This is a genomic window from Vibrio sp. SCSIO 43133 (genome assembly GCF_023716845.1).
GTDB classification, from domain to species: Bacteria; Pseudomonadota; Gammaproteobacteria; order Enterobacterales; family Vibrionaceae; genus Vibrio; species Vibrio mediterranei.
In genome coordinates this window covers 3,137,683-3,153,942 of the sequence record NZ_CP068024.1, presented here as the reverse complement: position 1 = coordinate 3,153,942, position 16,260 = coordinate 3,137,683, and the positions used below count along the sequence as shown (strand labels likewise).

Genomic DNA, 16,260 nt, shown 5'->3' with positions numbered 1-16,260 from the left:
CTTGACAACACTTCCTCAGAGCCAGAGTATGATGTGTCTGTACTTACGCGTAAGCCTTGGAAGTTTGTCATATTTTGACAGTAAAGTGTCTTCTAACAGGCGTGGTATAAAGCCACAATCTCTATTTTTGCTGCTAAGTATCAATCTTTATTTGAGTAAAATTTCCGTATTATGACAGAACAATATAATGCTGGAGCCATTGAGGTACTCAATGGGCTTGAGCCAGTACGTCGCCGACCAGGGATGTATACGGATACAGTGCGCCCAAACCACTTGGGCCAAGAAGTCATCGATAACAGTGTCGATGAAGCGCTAGCCGGACATGCCTCTAAGGTACAAGTAATTCTGCACGCAGACCAATCTTTGGAAGTCATCGATGATGGTCGAGGCATGCCAGTTGATATCCACCCAGAAGAGAAGATTTCAGGCGTAGAGCTGATTTTTTGTAAGCTGCACGCGGGTGGTAAGTTCTCAAACAAAAACTACCAGTTCTCTGGTGGTCTACATGGTGTAGGTATTTCGGTTGTAAATGCCCTGTCCAAGCGTGTTGAAGTTACTGTCCGTCGTGATGGTCAAGTCTATGAAATGGCTTTTGAAAACGGCAACAAAGTTGAAGAACTGACCGTGACTGGCACATGTGGTCGTCGCAATAAAGGCACCAGTGTCCACTTCTGGCCAGACGCTAGCTATTTTGATTCGGCTAACTTCTCTGTTACAAGACTTATCAATAACCTACGCGCTAAAGCGGTGCTTTGCCCAGGTCTTGAAATCACCTTTACCGATAAGGTGAATAACAAGGACTATAAGTGGTTTTATGAGGATGGTTTAAAAGACTATCTGGCAGAAGGCGTAAAAGGTTATGCGGTTCTTCCTGAGCAACCATTTACTGGCGAGTTTTCCGCAGAAACTGAAGCGGCAACGTGGGCAGTAATTTGGCAGCCAGAAGGCGGTGAGATGATCACTGAAAGCTACGTCAACTTGATCCCAACGGCTCAAGGCGGTACGCATGTTAATGGTCTTCGCCAAGGTTTGCTTGACGCAATGCGCGAGTTCTGTGAGTTCCGTAATTTATTGCCTCGCGGTGTGAAGCTAACGGGTGATGACGTGTTCGAGCGTTGTTCATACGTTCTCTCTATCAAGATGCAAGACCCGCAATTCGCTGGGCAGACTAAAGAGCGTCTCTCTTCACGTCAATGTGCAGCATTTGTATCTGGTGTCGTTAAAGATGCGTTCAGCTTATGGCTAAATGAAAAGCCTCAGCTAGCAGAACAGTTAGCGGAAGTCTGCATTGCCAATGCGCACCGCCGTATGCGAGCGAGCAAAAAGGTCGTGCGTAAGAAGGTGGCTTCAGGCCCAGCGCTTCCGGGTAAGCTTACAGACTGTTCGCAACAAGATCTAAATCGTACAGAAATCTTCTTTGTGGAAGGGGATTCTGCGGGTGGTAGTGCTAAGCAAGCACGTGACCGTGAGTTCCAAGCGGTGATGCCATTGCGTGGTAAGATTCTCAATACTTGGGAAGTGTCTGCGGACCAAGTGCTAGCATCGCAAGAAGTACATGATATCTCGGTAGCACTGGGCATTGACCCTGACACCGAAAATCTTGACGGGTTGCGTTACGGTAAAGTCTGTATCCTTGCCGATGCGGACTCGGATGGACTTCACATTGCGACACTGTTGTGTGCTCTGTTCACCAAGCATTTCCGTTCTCTCGTTGCTGCTGGCCATGTCTATGTAGCGATGCCTCCTTTGTATCGTATCGACTGTGGCAAAGAAGTGTTCTATGCCCTAGACGATGATGAAAAAGATGGCATTCTTGAGCGCTTAAGTAAGAAGAAAGCGAAAATTAATGTACAGCGATTCAAAGGCCTGGGTGAAATGAACCCGCTTCAACTTCGCGAAACTACGATGGATCCAAACACTCGTCGTCTGGTTCAGTTGACAATTGATGACGATGAAGCGACCGACGAAATGATGGATATGCTGCTAGGTAAGAAACGAGCAGATGATCGCCGTAGTTGGCTGCAAAACAACGGTGATATGGCTGAGGTATAACAATGTCCACTGAAATGTCTTTTGATGGCGTAGAACAACTGCCTCTGCGAAAGTTCACCGAAGACGCCTATTTGAATTATTCAATGTACGTCATTATGGATCGTGCATTGCCTTATATTGGCGACGGCCTAAAACCAGTTCAACGTCGTATTATTTATGCGATGTCAGAACTTGGTTTGTCAGCCGCAGCCAAGTACAAAAAGTCTGCTCGTACCGTTGGTGACGTTCTAGGTAAATATCACCCGCACGGCGACTCGGCTTGTTATGAAGCTATGGTATTGATGGCTCAGCCGTTTTCCTACCGTTACCCTTTAGTTGATGGTCAGGGGAACTGGGGTGCGCCTGACGATCCTAAGTCATTCGCTGCAATGCGTTATACCGAAGCAAAACTGTCTAAGTTCGCGGAAGTCCTGTTAGGTGAAATTGGTCAAGGCACGGTTGAATGGCAACCAAACTTCGATGGCACCATGAAGGAACCAAAGATTCTTCCCGCTCGTTTACCGCATATCTTGCTCAATGGTATTACCGGTATTGCCGTTGGTATGGCAACCGATATTCCGCCACATAATGTTCGTGAAATTGCGGATGCGACCATTCATCTTATCGACAATCCTAAAGCCGATTTGCCGCAAGTGATGGACTTTGTTAAAGGTCCAGACTATCCAACGGAAGCGGAAATTATCTCGCCAAGTGCTGACTTAGAGAAAATTTATCGTACCGGTCGTGGCAGCGTGAAGATGCGCGCTGTATGGCATAAAGAGGGCTCTGATATTGTTATCACTGCCTTGCCACACCAAGTTTCGGGCGCAAAACTGCTAGAGCAAATTGCCAACCAGATGCGTGCTAAGAAGCTACCTATGGTCGATGATCTGCGCGATGAATCAGACCATGAGAACCCGACTCGTATTGTCGTGGTGCCACGTTCAAACCGCATCGATTGTGATCAGCTAATGAATCACTTGTTTGCATCGACCGATCTTGAGAAGAACTTCCGAGTTAACCTCAATATGATTGGTCTGGACAATCGTCCACAAGTGAAAGGTTTGGTTCAAATCCTATCTGAATGGATTCAATTCCGTCGCGAGACAGTACGTAAACGCCTTCAATATCGCCTAGATAAAATCCTAGCTCGTTTGCACATCTTAGAAGGTTTGTTGGTCGCGTATCTAAACTTGGATGAAGTGATTGAAATCATTCGTACCGAAGACGAGCCGAAAGCTGTGCTTATGGAACGTTTCGGAATCACAGATATTCAAGCTGATGCTATTTTAGACACCAAACTTCGTCATCTTGCTAAGCTTGAGGAAATGAAAATCCGTGGCGAGCAAGAAGAATTAGAAAAAGAACGTGAGAAGCTAGAAAAACTTCTGGGCTCTGAGCGTCGCATGAATACTTTGCTCAAGAAAGAGATTCAAGCGGATGCAGAGAAATACGGCGATGACCGCCGCTCGCCAATTGTTGAGCGTGCAGAAGCAAAAGCAATGACCGAGCGAGACCTTGTTCCTAGTGAACCAATTACGGTTGTACTGTCTGAAAAAGGCTGGATTCGTCATGCTAAAGGGCATGACGTGGATGCTAGCAGCTTGAACTACAAAGCTGGTGATAAGTATCTGGCCAGCGCGCGAGGTAAGAGCAACCAGCCTGCGGTATTCCTGGGCAGTGATGGCCGAAGTTATTCGCTTGAGTCACATTCGTTGCCATCAGCAAGAAGTCAGGGCGAACCAATTACTGGTCGTTTGAACATTAATGCTGGCACGAACATTCGCCAAGTAGTGATGGGTGAAGAGTCTCAGTTATGGCTTGTGGGGTCTGATGCAGGCTATGGCTTCGTTTGTAAGGGTTCAGATTTGCTTTCTAAGAACCGTAGCGGTAAAGCACTTGTCACGCTTCCACAAGGAGCTGAAGTGATAACGCCGTCAATGATCGGTGACCTAGAGTCAGACGAGATTCTTGCCATCACTAACCAAGGGCGTATGCTACTGTTCCCGATTAAAGACTTACCTCAACTTGGTAAGGGTAAAGGGAACAAGATCATCAACATTCCTTCCGCCAAAGCGAAAGCCCGAGAAGAGTTTGTTTCCCATCTCATGGCGTTGCCACAAGGCGCAACTATCACGCTCTATGCAGGTAAACGCAAGCTCGGCTTGAAGCCTGCCGACTTAGAGAACTTCCGTGGTGAGCGCGGTAGAAGAGGTGGTCTGTTGCCTCGTGGATTGCAGCGTGTCACGCGCATTGAAGTCGACTCGGGTGAGAGTGCCTCAGAAGAAGTTCAAGAATAACTCGAACTTTACGACCAAATAAAAAAATCTCTGAGCTCGCTCGGAGATTTTTTTGAGTTCAAAGGATTAATCCATAGTCTGGTCGTTAAACGAATCCCTTTTACTCGCGAGTATCTTCGCCTACTGTAACAGGTACGGTAAGCTCTTTGCCATCACGAAGTAGCTTAACGTCAACGGTGGTGCCAGGTCTTAGATCTGTTACTAAATCTAGCACTCCCTGACGTCCATTGAGTTTGTTGCCATCTATCATGAGGACGATGTCTTGAACTTTGATTCCTGCTTTTGCCGCTGGGCCTTCGGGGTCTAAGCCAAGAACAATAATACCGCCAATATGTTCATTTCCTAGTAACCGAGCGGTTACCGAGTTTATGTCCTGCCCATCGATACCAATATAGCCACGGATCACTCGACCATCGGCAATAATCTTTTCCATGATTTTGCTGGCTAACTGGTAAGGAATTGCAAAAGAAATACCATAGGTTTCAAGGTCGGTTGCTTGTTGGAAAGAAGCCGTATTAATGCCAACTAGCTCACCAAGTGTGTTGACTAGAGCTCCACCTGAATTACCTTGGTTTATCGCTGCATCTGTCTGGATGAACGCTTGAATTCCACCGGCACTAATAGAAGAGCGTCCTGTTGCCGAAATAATACCAAAAGTAGTGGTTTGTCCCAGGTTATAAGGGTTACCAATCGCTAAGACAACATCGCCAACTTTAGGGGAATAATTGGGGTTGAGTGGGATTACGGGTAGGTTACCACCTTCAATGCGCAGAACCGCAATATCCGTGCGTTGATCTTTACCAACCAGTTGTGCTGCTGCCACTCGGCCATCTTGCAGCGCGACTATGATTTGGTCGGCATTCGCGACCACATGATAGTTGGTAATGATGTAGCCCTTGTCGCTAACAATAACGCCAGATCCCAGTCCTTGTGTGGATAGAGTGGTGCGGTCATTTTCTTTATACTGTCGACTGTAGATATTCACAACCGCAGGAGCGGCTTTACGCACAGCTTGGTTAAATGAAATCTGTAGGCTGCTATTGTCTGCAGGTTGAGCAGTCAAGTTTTGAGGTATGATGTTCTGTCTTAGAGAAGGGACGGCCAATAGTACTAATAGTGCGGTTACTAGACCCATAGATACCGATCGGATTAGAAAATTCAGCATCATTTCCTCTATTCAAACGCAAAAACCGATGTCGTTAACGTGTTCTTTCAATGACTTCTACTTTGCAAGCATAGTATTGAGAGGCGACTCAAACGAGTTAATTTCATGATATTAACTAAAAAACTCGTGTACATGAAACGACAGCTATAAAGCCAGAGGATATCATTTAAAACTTAAATAATAAAAGAGCAGCCCTAATCAGAGCTGCTCTTTCACTTAGAATTTACAATTTTGTGAGCTTCTAGCGTACAACTAAGTAAATGCTTCGGTCATCACGCTGGATATTGAGAGCTAAAACGCCAGGTTTCTTCTCAAGTATCTTACGTAGTTCGCCAACATTCTTCACTCGAGTACGGTTCACTCCGATAATGATATCGCCTTGCTCAAGTTGATATTGAGCAGCTGGAGACCCTTCCGCTACCGATTTCACTTTGACCCCTTCAACAGGGTCGCTCTTATCAGTGTTTGCGAATTCCGCGCCTGTTAGCCCTTCATGAAGTTTATCGGCCTTGGTAATGGTTTTAGCAGCTTCAGTAAGGGTGACATTAAAGGATTTTTCTTTGCCATCACGTATAATGCCGAGCTTAACTGTTTTACCAGCACCAAGCGTTGCCACTTTGGCTCTGAGCTCGCTGAAGGTCGAGATCTTCTTACCGTTAACAGACACAATGATGTCACCCGCTTCAAGTCCAGCTTTATCTGCTGCGCTGTCAGGGACAACTTGACTTACGAAAGCACCTTTACTGGAATCGTAACCTAGTGCTTCCGCAAGTTCCGAAGTGACTTCTCCACCTTGAACTCCCAGCATGCCGCGTTTTACTTCGCCAAACTCGATGATTTGTTCGGTTAAGTTCTTCATCATATTTGAAGGGATTGCGAAGCCTATCCCGACGTTACCGCCGTTAGGGCCAAGGATCGCGGTATTGATACCGATGAGTTCACCTTTCAGGTTCACTAATGCGCCACCAGAGTTACCACTGTTAATTGCGGCATCGGTTTGAATGAAGTTCTCAAAATTTTCTAGATTCAGTCCACTACGACCCAATGCAGAGACGATACCAGAGGTAACAGTTTGACCCAACCCAAACGGGTTACCGATTGCTACCGTAAAGTCACCGACGCGCAGCTGATCTGAGTCGGCAATTTTGATTTCTGTGAGGTTTTTAGCGCCATCAACTTTTAGTAACGCCACATCTGACATTTCATCACCACCGACAAGTTCAGCATCGTACTCTTTACCGTCATGAAGTTTAACGCGGATATCTTCTGCGCCATTGATGACGTGATAGTTAGTAACGATATAGCCTTTGTCCGCATCTACGACAACACCAGATCCTAACCCTCTAAAAGGCCTTTCTTGTAATTGCTCTGTTGGGAAGTCAGGGCCGAAGAAAAAACGGAATTGCTCAGGCAAACTTTGACGGGAAACCTGAGTACCTTCAACAGCAATACTAACAACTGCGGGCGTAACTTGCTCTAGCATAGGAGCAAGGCTTGGAAGCTGTTCGCCATCGACAGATAAAGGTAAAGCAGCGGTTGCAGGTAGTGGGGCGATGATTGAACTCAAGCTTAACGATAGAACAGTTAATGCAAGCAATGGTTTTTTCATCATAAAACTCCTCTATGGATCAGTAAGGGTTATGACTCAACGAATTCTATAAAGTTCACTTGGGGTGGTGAATTAGCCAGCAATTTGTGTAATTGCTGGCCAATAGATGAGGATGCTACGAAGCTTTAGCGGTGACGGGCTCTTGTGAGACAGCTTCTGGAGCTTCAATCACTTCCTTCTTCTCTTCTCTAAGAAGTCCTGTCGCGCCATTAACATAATCCTTTGGCGGTTCTTCTGTAGTGTTAACATCGTTTATCGTTTCTACATTGTGTTCAGCAATCTTTTTGACAAACGGGTTATCTTGCTCGGGTAGGTTTGGCAGCAGCTCCGAAGAGGTCTTCGCCATGTGTTGATAAAGCTTAGTGTAGTCTTTCCCCAATGTATCAAGCATTTCAGCGGTTTGTGCGAAATGATCAGACAATTCTTGACGCTGTTGCTCAAGTGCAAACTTCGCGGACTCAAGGTCTTTTTGGATGGTCTTTTGTTTCTTGTATTGTGGAGTAGTCAGTCGAGAAATCACAATTCCTAGAATAGCACCAACTAGCAAGCCGACAATGGCATATATCCAAGGCATAACAGCTCCTTTATAATGTTTATTAACATGTGCGTTACCAAGCGGTTACACACGTCGTTTAGCCATGTTACTATGAGAATTCAAGCCAATAAAGCAAAATACGCTAATAATAACAGTTGGATCAGTGTTGCGAGTTATCCATGACGCCCATAGAAAAATACAATAATGATATTGAAACAAATGGTTTCCAAAGCGACCCCGCGCAGAGGGCTGCCGTTGAAGCCTTAGACCGTTTGCATCATGAGTACGTCGATTATTTGAACTTCGAAGCCCCTGCGTTAAGTATGATGCAGAAGCTGCTAGGAAAATCACCCGAGCAAGCTACTCCGCCACAAGGGTTATACTTTTGGGGTGGGGTAGGTCGAGGGAAAACCTACTTAATGGACGCATTTTTCGACAGTCTGCCGACGTCTCAAAAGATGCGAGTTCATTTCCACCGTTTTATGTATCGAGTTCATGATGAGCTAAAGCGCTTAGGTGATGTGCAAGACCCTCTAGAACAGGTCGCAGATACGTTTGCTTCTGAAGCGAAAATCATCTGCTTTGATGAGTTTTATGTTTCTGATATTACGGATGCCATGATTCTAGCCACTTTATTGCAAGCTCTATTTCAACGTGGTGTTGTACTGGTAGCGACGTCGAATATTCCTCCAGAAAACCTATATCGAAACGGTTTGCAGCGAGCAAGGTTCCTTCCTGCTATTACTATGATTCAGAAAAACTGTAATGTACTGAACGTCGATAGTGGTATTGATTACCGTTTGAGAACATTAGAACAGGCAGAGATCTATCATTACCCGTTAGATGCCGCTGCGCATGCCAATCTAAAGCGTTATTTTGGTCAGTTAGTAACAGAGGAGCGAGTTCAAGAGCAATCAATAGAGATTAATCATCGAGACATCGAAGTGATTGCCTCTGCCGATGATGTACTCTACGCCAGTTTTGCACAGCTTTGTCAAACCATGCGCAGCCAAAATGATTACATCGAGATATCGAGAATTTATCACACTGTATTGCTGGCTGATGTTAAGCAGATGGATGCCAAGTTAGATGATGCGGCGAGGCGCTTTATTGCCTTAGTTGATGAATTTTACGAGCGAAGGGTAAAACTTATCATTTCTGCTGAGGTAGCCCTTGAGAATATCTATACTAAAGGTCAGCTGGAGTTTGAATTTAAGCGCTGTATTTCGCGATTAACGGAAATGCAAAGCCATGACTATTTGGCATCAGAGCACTTAGCTTGAGGTTTTTGCCAATTTTGTCCAAAAAATAGATGATTTTTTCTTCGAGCTTCTCTATAATCCTGCGACCCACCGTTACTGCAGGCTAGTTTCTTTGAAACAAATAGCCGAGAGTTTCAACACTCGAAGGGGTGATGTATGGGCTCTTAGACAGTGGGAGCGAAAGCTCCTTAAGTGTAAATTTAATTAACGGGTTATTATTAGCATGAAAACTTTCGTTGCTAAACCAGAAACTGTAAAACGCGACTGGTACGTTGTAGACGCTGAAGGTAAAACTCTTGGCCGTCTAGCAAGTGAAATTGCATCTCGCCTACGTGGCAAACATAAAGCTGAATACACTCCACACGTTGACACTGGTGATTACATCATCGTTGTAAACGCGGAGAAAGTTACTGTAACTGGTAACAAGGCTAAAAACAAAGTTTACTACCGTCACTCTGAGTTCCCAGGTGGCCTAAAATCAATCACTTTCGAAAAGCTGATTGATCGTAAGCCTGAAATGGCTCTTGAGCTAGCGGTTAAAGGTATGCTACCACGTGGTCCTCTAGGCCGTGCTATGTACCGTAAGCTTAAAGTTTACGCTGGCGCTGAGCACAACCATGTTGCTCAACAACCACAAGTACTAGACATCTAATCGGGGATTTCGAAAATGGCAGAGAATCAATACTACGGCACTGGCCGTCGCAAAAGCTCAGCTGCTCGTGTTTTCATCAAACCAGGCACTGGCAACATCGTAGTTAACAAGCGTGATCTAGAAACTTACTTCGGTCGCGAAACTTCTTGCATGGTAGTTCGTCAGCCTCTTGAGCTAACTGAACTAACTGAGAAGCTAGACCTATTCGTTACTGTTAAAGGTGGCGGTATTTCTGGTCAAGCAGGTGCTATCCGTCACGGTATCACTCGCGCGCTAATGGAATACGATGAGACTCTACGTCCTGCTCTACGTGCAGCTGGCTACGTTACTCGCGACGCTCGTTGCGTTGAGCGTAAGAAAGTTGGTCTACGTAAAGCACGTCGTCGTCCACAGTTCTCTAAGCGTTAATTTTCTCCTTATCGAGAAGATTATGCTTTCCAGTTTCGACTGGATTGTGGATCAAAAAGCTCAGCCTTATGGCTGGGCTTTTTTGTTTATTGCGTTTATCTAACCTCTGAAAATTGCTCAACTCCTCATAACAGACTGTCCTTTTCCTCCCTTTTGTGAACTAGCAAGCGATTTCCTGCTATAGATGTTACGAAAAGGTAGCTTTATCTTGTCAAAAAGTAGGGTTTTCTTTATCATTTGCTATCAAATAAATACAACAAAAATTTGTACTTTGTTAGCCATGCTCTGCTGGTCGGAATCGATGTCTGAGCTGACTCAAGTAGCCAAAATAATAAACTAGATTTGGCTCGTTCAATTCAAGGAAAATAACCCAAGGAATGGTTCCCCGTAAGGTTATTTAACATGAAAGAGCAACTTGGATTCGCTCGGTATTGACCCAAAGGAGCAAATGGGAGAAATGTTGGATGAGCAATGCGCCTTTAAATAACGGTCGCAGGCGTTTCCTAACTGCTACAACTGCGGTTGTTGGTGGTCTGGGGGCAGCTGCAGTCGCCGTTCCTTTTATTAAATCTTGGAACCCAAGTGCCAAAGCTAAAGCTGCTGGTGCCCCTGTAGAGGTGGAAGTCAGTAAGCTCGAAGAAGGCCAAATGGTCCGTGTCGAATGGCAGGGTAAGCCCGTTTGGATCGTACGTCGAGCTCAATCAGTTTTGGACAACCTGACTACTATCGATGGTCAGTTACGAGATCCTAAATCTGTTGAAGAACAGCAACCTGAATATGCACAAAATGAATTCCGCTCAATTAAACCTGAGTATTTTGTTGCCGTCGGTTTCTGTACCCACCTAGGATGTTCACCTACTTATCTACCAGACACTTTTAGTGAACAAGTTCAAGGTGTACGTTCTGGATTCTTCTGTCCATGCCACGGTTCTAAGTTCGACATGGCGGGACGTGTATTCCAGAGTGTTCCTGCGCCACTTAACCTAGTGGTCCCTAAACATATGTATTTGAGTGACACGAAAATACTCATTGGTGTTGATGAGGGGGATGCATAATGCAAGCGTTACTTGATTGGGTAGAAAAACGTATACCAGCAATGAATGCTTATAAAAAGCATTTATCTGAATACCCGATGCCAAAGAACTTTAATTTTTGGTATCTATTTGGCTCACTAGCCATGCTTGTCCTGGTTAACCAAATCCTTACAGGCATTTGGCTAACTATGAACTACGTACCTTCTGGCGAAGGTGCATTTGCATCTGTTGAATACATCATGCGTGATGTGGAATACGGTTGGCTACTTCGTTACATGCACTCTACGGGTGCTTCAGCATTCTTTGTTGTCGTATATCTTCACATGTTCCGTGGCCTGATTTATGGGTCATACCAAAAGCCTCGTGAGCTACTGTGGGTATTCGGCATGCTCATCTTCCTAGTATTAATGGCAGAAGCTTTCATGGGCTATCTATTACCATGGGGACAAATGTCATACTGGGGTGCTCAGGTTATTATCTCACTATTTGGTGCGATTCCTGTTATTGGTGACGACCTTACTCTTTGGATTCGTGGCGACTACATCATCTCTGGAGCGACGCTCAACCGCTTCTTTGCTCTGCATGTTATTGCTCTGCCTATCGTGCTACTTCTTCTTATCGTTTTACACGTTTTAGCACTTCACGAAGTGGGTTCGAACAACCCTGATGGTATCGAGACTAAGCTACCGAAAGGCACAATGGGCGACGATTATAAGACGCAGTTTAAGTTCCACGATTACTACAGCAAGAAATATGACATCATCGATTCCATTCCATTCCACCCTTATGGAACTGTTAAGGATATGGTGGGTATCGCAGGTTTCTTCTTCTTGTTCTGTTACGTGTTGTTCTTCAATCCAGAAATGGGCGGCTATTTCCTTGAGCCACCTAACTTTGAAGCAGCAAACCCTCTGAAAACGCCTGAGCATATTGCTCCTGTATGGTACTTCACCCCGTTCTACGCGATTCTTCGTGCTGTACCGGACAAGTTACTGGGTGTTGTTGCAATGGGACTATCGATTGTATTCCTATTCCTATTGCCATGGTTCGACCGTTGTAAAGTACGCTCTTATCGCTACAGAAGTAAGATTCACCTAATGAACATCATCCAGTTCACCATCAGCTTCATTGCTTTGGGTATTCTTGGTGCGCTACCTGCAACACCAACGTATACGCTGCTGGCTCAGATCTTCAGTTTAGGTTACTTCATGTTCTTCGTTCTGTTGTACTTCTACAGTAAGAATGAAAAAACTAAGCCATTACCAGAGAGGGTGACTTTCAAATGAAAAAGTGGATTGTAGTACTTTTCGCATTGCTACCATCTCTAGCGCTAGCTGCTGGTGGTAATGTACATCTAGATAAAGCAAACAACGATCTTAGTGACCAAGCATCACTTCAAAATGGCGCAAAGCTGTTTATGAATTACTGCTTTGCATGTCACTCGACGCAATATCAACGTTATGAGCGTGTCGCGAATGACTTAGGTATCCCAGTAGATCTCGCAAAAGAAAACCTTGTTTTCGACCCAGAAGCGAAGATTGGTGATTTGATGGTAAATGCAATGCCACAGAAGCAAGCTGCGGCTTGGTTTGGTGCTGCGCCACCTGATCTAACACTTGTTGCACGTGTTCGTGGTGTTGATTGGCTATATACCTATCTGCGTTCATTCTATGTGGACCCAAGCCGTCCATTTGGCGTGAATAACGTTACGTTCCCGAACGTAGGTATGCCACACGTTCTTGAAGAGCTTCAAGGCATTCCAACTCCAATCTATGAGACACAAGTTGTTGATGGTCAAGAAGTCCAAGTGGTTGTTGGTACAGAAACTGATGGCCGCGGTGAACTGAGTTCGAGTGAGTATGATGATGCCGTTCGAGACTTGGTGAACTTCCTAGAATACTCTGGTGACCCAGTGAAACTTGAGCGTCATGCGCTAGGTTGGTGGGTGATGGGTTTCCTAGTCATCTTCACTATTGTCGTAGTGTTGCTCAAGAAAGAGTATTGGCGTGATGTTCACTAATTGTGCTATAATCTCGCGCTAATTCCAAATTTGTTCACAATGGAGGCGTTGCCTCCATTGTTTTTTTGTAAGTATCCCGGAGGGCTCCATGGCTGTAGCTGCCAATAAACGTTCTGTGATGACTCTTTTCTCAAGTGCTACCGATTTATATAGCCACCAGGTTCGAATCGTTCTAGCAGAAAAAGGTGTCAGTGTTGAAGTTGAGTTAGTGGATGAAATGAACATCCCTGCTGAGCTTGCTGAGCTAAACCCATATAAGACCGTTCCTACTTTGGTTGATCGTGAGCTAGCCCTTTACGATTCAAAGATCATTATGGAATATCTTGATGAGCGTTTCCCTCATCCACCACTTATGCCTGTTTACCCAGTTGCACGTGGTAATAGCCGACTAATGATCTACCGTATTGAGCGTAACTGGTACACGCTTGCGGAGAAAGTTATGAAAGGTTCTGCAGAAGAATCTGAGGCGGCTCGCAATAAACTACGCAATGATCTTCTGACTCTTGCACCGATTTTTGCTGAGTACGAATACTTCATGAGTGAAGAATTCAGCTTGATCGATTGCTACCTAGCACCACTACTATGGCGCTTACCTGAAATGGGTATCGAGCTAATTGGTCCTGGATCTAAAGAGATCAAAGTTTACATGAATCGTGTATTTGAACGTGATTCATTCCTTGCTTCACTGACTGAAGCTGAACGTGAGATGCGTTTGGTTCGCTAAGTGACCATGGATATTGAAAAAATGACACCTCGCCGACCATACATGCTGCGTGCATTCTATGATTGGCTGGTGGAAAATGATCTAACACCACATATTGTTGTCGATGCAATGTTGCCTGGTGTTCGCGTTCCTCAAGAGTTTATTCAAGATGGTCAAATCATCCTGAATATTGCTCCTAGAGCAGTAGGTCAACTCGAATTAGGCAATGAAGCGATTACCTTCCACGCTCGATTTGGTGGCCGACCACACTCGGTCATCGTGCCTCTCTATTCTGTACAAGCTATTTATGCTCGTGAGAATGGTGCTGGAACAATGTTCGAGCCAGAAGATGCTTATCTTTCAATTGAGGAAGAAGATATTGATACAGCACCATCGGTTGGTTTGACAGTTGCTTCAGATGCTTCAGTAGAAGAGGAAGCAAATGAATCAGAGGGTGATGATAGTCAGCCTCCAAAACCTAAAGGCAGACCAAGCCTACGTGTTATCAAATAAAAAAAGCTGCCAAAGGCAGCTTTTTTTTTAATACTTAAACGAAAAATAATAAAAGAAAATACTGGCTCTGATGTATTCGCTAGTTGGAATAAAAGCTGATAGAGTAAATTTATACCAGCTGATTATTGTACTAGGTGTGGTCATGTATGCTCAAGTAATTAAAATGCCAAGAGATCTCCAGAGAGACTTATTCGATCACTCTTCTGAGTTCTTTGAACTCGCAAAAGCGATTAAATATCTTATTAGAGGGAAACTTCTCACTAAAGTTATTGCTATCCAAGAAAAGTTGATTTGGATTGAAGTAAATTTTCTGGATAAAAAAGAGTATGAACAATCATACTGTGTGGCGTTTTCTGATAAAGAGCTAAAGCTTATTGCTTTGTCATATCGTTAAGTAGGCTTGGAGTAATAGTTCAAGTAAGGTGAAGCGCGTTTGCAATAACTAGTGAAAGAATTTATCCAAAAAGGGTTCACTTGATTAAGTGCTAATACAGAATCTAATTCCTTCCAAGGAGAAAGACATTCAGCGCTATTATTCAAGTTAGCGATTCTATGATAAACATATTTGGCGGAAACAACATTGATAAGCGACATTAGAGATTTCATATAATACTCCAAGAACTTGTTTTCATCAGCTAAACGGATTGATATATCTGACCGGACTAAATATAAAAATGAATTGTCGATCATTTTTATCGATTCAGATTTGATAAAGTAACGTTCAGAATTATAGAAGTCATTAACTCGATAAAATAGCAAAGATAGCCAAATATCGACATCTCTTTGGAATTCAGTATTGCTAGCTTCGAGTAGATATGCCCATCTACGAACAATTTTATTTGAAATAGTTGTATTAGAAAGCACATAAGGAGTGAGATAATTTATCTCGTCAATGTCAGCATATCCTCTCTGTAGAATTTTATCGATAGAATATCGATGAGGGTTATTTGTAAGTTCATAAAGGTTTGACTGAGGAGTATAACAGTTACCATTCTTTATACTAAAAAAATTTACAATATGAGCGTTTATTTTCTTAACGGATTCCTTTATATCTCTAGGGTCAATGATTGATTTGTAACGATATGATAATTTTTTACTCATATTGTCTACTATATTAATTACTATTACTAGTTCGTTTGTTCTTTTATAACGATTAATGTTGACATTAAGAGTATATTCTGAATGTTTAATATCTTTTGCTCCTGGCCAATATCGGTCTTCTTGAAATGCTGAAAGATAGAAAGAAGGAGATTCTTTATTCACTACATTTATCTGAGGGTTATACAGTTGTGATTGCATCAATAGGAATTTCAAGTTTTTCAAATAACGTTTTGAATAATCGTCGCTTGCCAATATACTATACAGCAATAAATCTATGTCCGCGGTGCTTATATACTCGCTATTAGCATGATTGTTTTCTGAAAATCCAGTCTGATTAATGGTCATATGAAGAAAATAATAAGTAAATAATGCGGCGATAATTAATGTCACGAGTATGGCATTCTTGTTAAATTTTGCTAAGTCTCTAAGTTTGAATTGAGATACTTCAGGCTTAGTGGGGGCGATATCTAAATCAGTTCTATTTGGAACTAATGAGACAAACTCTCGGTTTAAAAAATAACCCTTTTTAGGATAAGTAACTAACAATTTATGTGCTTCATTGACAGTATCCAAGTTTCTTAAAATAGAGCGCAGTGTACTAATTCGGTTGGAAATTACATTCTTAGAGATATATTTATTGCCCCAAACTACATCGATTATTTCTTCAGCTGATGTGGGTTTACCTACATTTTGAAGAAGCAATTCCAATATATCTAAGGTGCGTTGTTCTAAATTTACCACATTCCCTGAGAATGAAAGTTCTCTAGAATTAGGATTATAGTTTAACTCTCCAATTCTAATAGAGGAGTCTTCGGCTTTCGCTGTATGAAGTAAATCGGTCATATGACAAAGGAGATGAGCAAGATAATAACCCAATGTTAACATTAGATTTTATACATTTCAGCTGTATTTATGTAATAGTGATTT

The 16,260-nt window shown here is 43.4% G+C and carries 15 protein-coding genes; 11 read left to right on the top strand and 4 right to left on the bottom strand.

What is annotated here, in order from left to right:
• Positions 1 to 171 precede the first annotated feature (171 nt).
• Positions 172 to 2,052, top strand: coding sequence for a DNA topoisomerase IV subunit B (parE, locus tag JKJ11_RS14725; protein WP_038224343.1), 1,881 nt, complete (start codon positions 172 to 174; stop codon positions 2,050 to 2,052).
• A 2-nt stretch (positions 2,053 to 2,054) separates the two neighbouring features.
• Entirely contained in the window at positions 2,055 to 4,331 is a 2,277-nt protein-coding gene (gene parC / locus JKJ11_RS14720; protein WP_006074464.1) for a DNA topoisomerase IV subunit A, read from the top strand.
• A gap of 100 nt (positions 4,332 to 4,431) precedes the next feature.
• On the opposite strand, the gene degS is transcribed toward parC, so the two are convergent.
• The 3 genes from degS to zapG form a co-directional block, all read right to left on the bottom strand.
• Positions 4,432 to 5,496 (bottom strand): outer membrane-stress sensor serine endopeptidase DegS, encoded by a 1,065-nt coding sequence (gene degS / locus JKJ11_RS14715; protein ID WP_038222997.1) that lies wholly within the window; start codon positions 5,494 to 5,496, stop codon positions 4,432 to 4,434.
• A 241-nt stretch (positions 5,497 to 5,737) separates the two neighbouring features.
• On the bottom strand, positions 5,738 to 7,105 hold the full coding sequence (locus JKJ11_RS14710) for a Do family serine endopeptidase (RefSeq protein ID WP_006074467.1): 1,368 nt from the start codon (positions 7,103 to 7,105) through the stop codon (positions 5,738 to 5,740).
• 115 nt (positions 7,106 to 7,220) lie between these two features.
• Complete coding sequence (gene zapG, locus JKJ11_RS14705; RefSeq protein WP_038224349.1) at positions 7,221 to 7,679, bottom strand: Z-ring associated protein ZapG; 459 nt, start codon at positions 7,677 to 7,679, stop codon at positions 7,221 to 7,223.
• A 140-nt stretch (positions 7,680 to 7,819) separates the two neighbouring features.
• Here zapG and zapE point away from each other — a divergent pair, with 140 nt between their 5' ends.
• From zapE to JKJ11_RS14660, 9 genes are all read left to right on the top strand, one after another.
• A complete protein-coding gene (gene zapE / locus JKJ11_RS14700; protein ID WP_252038387.1) occupies positions 7,820 to 8,923 on the top strand; it encodes a cell division protein ZapE in 1,104 nt (367 codons plus the stop codon).
• A gap of 202 nt (positions 8,924 to 9,125) precedes the next feature.
• Positions 9,126 to 9,554, top strand: a complete 429-nt coding sequence (gene rplM, locus JKJ11_RS14695) for a 50S ribosomal protein L13 (protein ID WP_006075739.1) — start codon at positions 9,126 to 9,128, stop codon at positions 9,552 to 9,554.
• Between the two features lie 15 nt (positions 9,555 to 9,569).
• A complete protein-coding gene (rpsI, locus tag JKJ11_RS14690; protein WP_006075740.1) occupies positions 9,570 to 9,962 on the top strand; it encodes a 30S ribosomal protein S9 in 393 nt (130 codons plus the stop codon).
• Positions 9,963 to 10,426: 464 nt separating this feature from the next.
• Positions 10,427 to 11,017: a ubiquinol-cytochrome c reductase iron-sulfur subunit gene (gene petA, locus JKJ11_RS14685; protein ID WP_038224352.1), complete on the top strand. Its 591-nt coding sequence runs from the start codon at positions 10,427 to 10,429 to the stop codon at positions 11,015 to 11,017.
• A complete protein-coding gene (locus JKJ11_RS14680; RefSeq protein ID WP_252038386.1) occupies positions 11,017 to 12,282 on the top strand; it encodes a cytochrome b in 1,266 nt (421 codons plus the stop codon). Before petA ends, JKJ11_RS14680 begins: the two co-directional genes overlap by 1 nt.
• Positions 12,279 to 13,016 (top strand): cytochrome c1, encoded by a 738-nt coding sequence (locus tag JKJ11_RS14675; RefSeq protein WP_006075656.1) that lies wholly within the window; start codon positions 12,279 to 12,281, stop codon positions 13,014 to 13,016. Before JKJ11_RS14680 ends, JKJ11_RS14675 begins: the two co-directional genes overlap by 4 nt.
• Positions 13,017 to 13,104: 88 nt before the next feature.
• A complete protein-coding gene (gene sspA, locus JKJ11_RS14670; protein WP_006075657.1) occupies positions 13,105 to 13,740 on the top strand; it encodes a stringent starvation protein SspA in 636 nt (211 codons plus the stop codon).
• Positions 13,741 to 13,746: 6 nt separating this feature from the next.
• On the top strand, positions 13,747 to 14,232 hold the full coding sequence (gene sspB, locus JKJ11_RS14665) for a ClpXP protease specificity-enhancing factor (protein ID WP_198558331.1): 486 nt from the start codon (positions 13,747 to 13,749) through the stop codon (positions 14,230 to 14,232).
• A 142-nt stretch (positions 14,233 to 14,374) separates the two neighbouring features.
• Positions 14,375 to 14,626, top strand: coding sequence for a hypothetical protein (locus JKJ11_RS14660; RefSeq protein WP_198558330.1), 252 nt, complete (start codon positions 14,375 to 14,377; stop codon positions 14,624 to 14,626).
• Here the strand turns inward: JKJ11_RS14660 and JKJ11_RS14655 are convergent.
• Positions 14,623 to 16,218: a winged helix-turn-helix domain-containing protein gene (locus tag JKJ11_RS14655; RefSeq protein WP_198558329.1), complete on the bottom strand. Its 1,596-nt coding sequence runs from the start codon at positions 16,216 to 16,218 to the stop codon at positions 14,623 to 14,625. The genes JKJ11_RS14660 and JKJ11_RS14655 overlap by 4 nt on opposite strands.
• Between the last annotated feature and the right edge of the window lie 42 nt (positions 16,219 to 16,260).

What these genes read in the sequence shown, in the direction of transcription:
- parE (WP_038224343.1), top strand. Translation starts at nt 172, where the DNA reads ATGACAGAACAATATAATGCTGGAGCCATTGAGGTACTCAATGGGCTT.
- parC (WP_006074464.1), top strand. Translation starts at nt 2,055, where the DNA reads ATGTCCACTGAAATGTCTTTTGATGGCGTAGAACAACTGCCTCTGCGA.
- degS (WP_038222997.1), bottom strand. Translation starts at nt 5,496, where the DNA reads ATGCTGAATTTTCTAATCCGATCGGTATCTATGGGTCTAGTAACCGCA.
- JKJ11_RS14710 (WP_006074467.1), bottom strand. Translation starts at nt 7,105, where the DNA reads ATGAAAAAACCATTGCTTGCATTAACTGTTCTATCGTTAAGCTTGAGT.
- zapG (WP_038224349.1), bottom strand. Translation starts at nt 7,679, where the DNA reads ATGCCTTGGATATATGCCATTGTCGGCTTGCTAGTTGGTGCTATTCTA.
- zapE (WP_252038387.1), top strand. Translation starts at nt 7,820, where the DNA reads ATGACGCCCATAGAAAAATACAATAATGATATTGAAACAAATGGTTTC.
- rplM (WP_006075739.1), top strand. Translation starts at nt 9,126, where the DNA reads ATGAAAACTTTCGTTGCTAAACCAGAAACTGTAAAACGCGACTGGTAC.
- rpsI (WP_006075740.1), top strand. Translation starts at nt 9,570, where the DNA reads ATGGCAGAGAATCAATACTACGGCACTGGCCGTCGCAAAAGCTCAGCT.
- petA (WP_038224352.1), top strand. Translation starts at nt 10,427, where the DNA reads ATGAGCAATGCGCCTTTAAATAACGGTCGCAGGCGTTTCCTAACTGCT.
- JKJ11_RS14680 (WP_252038386.1), top strand. Translation starts at nt 11,017, where the DNA reads ATGCAAGCGTTACTTGATTGGGTAGAAAAACGTATACCAGCAATGAAT.
- JKJ11_RS14675 (WP_006075656.1), top strand. Translation starts at nt 12,279, where the DNA reads ATGAAAAAGTGGATTGTAGTACTTTTCGCATTGCTACCATCTCTAGCG.
- sspA (WP_006075657.1), top strand. Translation starts at nt 13,105, where the DNA reads ATGGCTGTAGCTGCCAATAAACGTTCTGTGATGACTCTTTTCTCAAGT.
- sspB (WP_198558331.1), top strand. Translation starts at nt 13,747, where the DNA reads ATGGATATTGAAAAAATGACACCTCGCCGACCATACATGCTGCGTGCA.
- JKJ11_RS14660 (WP_198558330.1), top strand. Translation starts at nt 14,375, where the DNA reads ATGTATGCTCAAGTAATTAAAATGCCAAGAGATCTCCAGAGAGACTTA.
- JKJ11_RS14655 (WP_198558329.1), bottom strand. Translation starts at nt 16,218, where the DNA reads ATGTTAACATTGGGTTATTATCTTGCTCATCTCCTTTGTCATATGACC.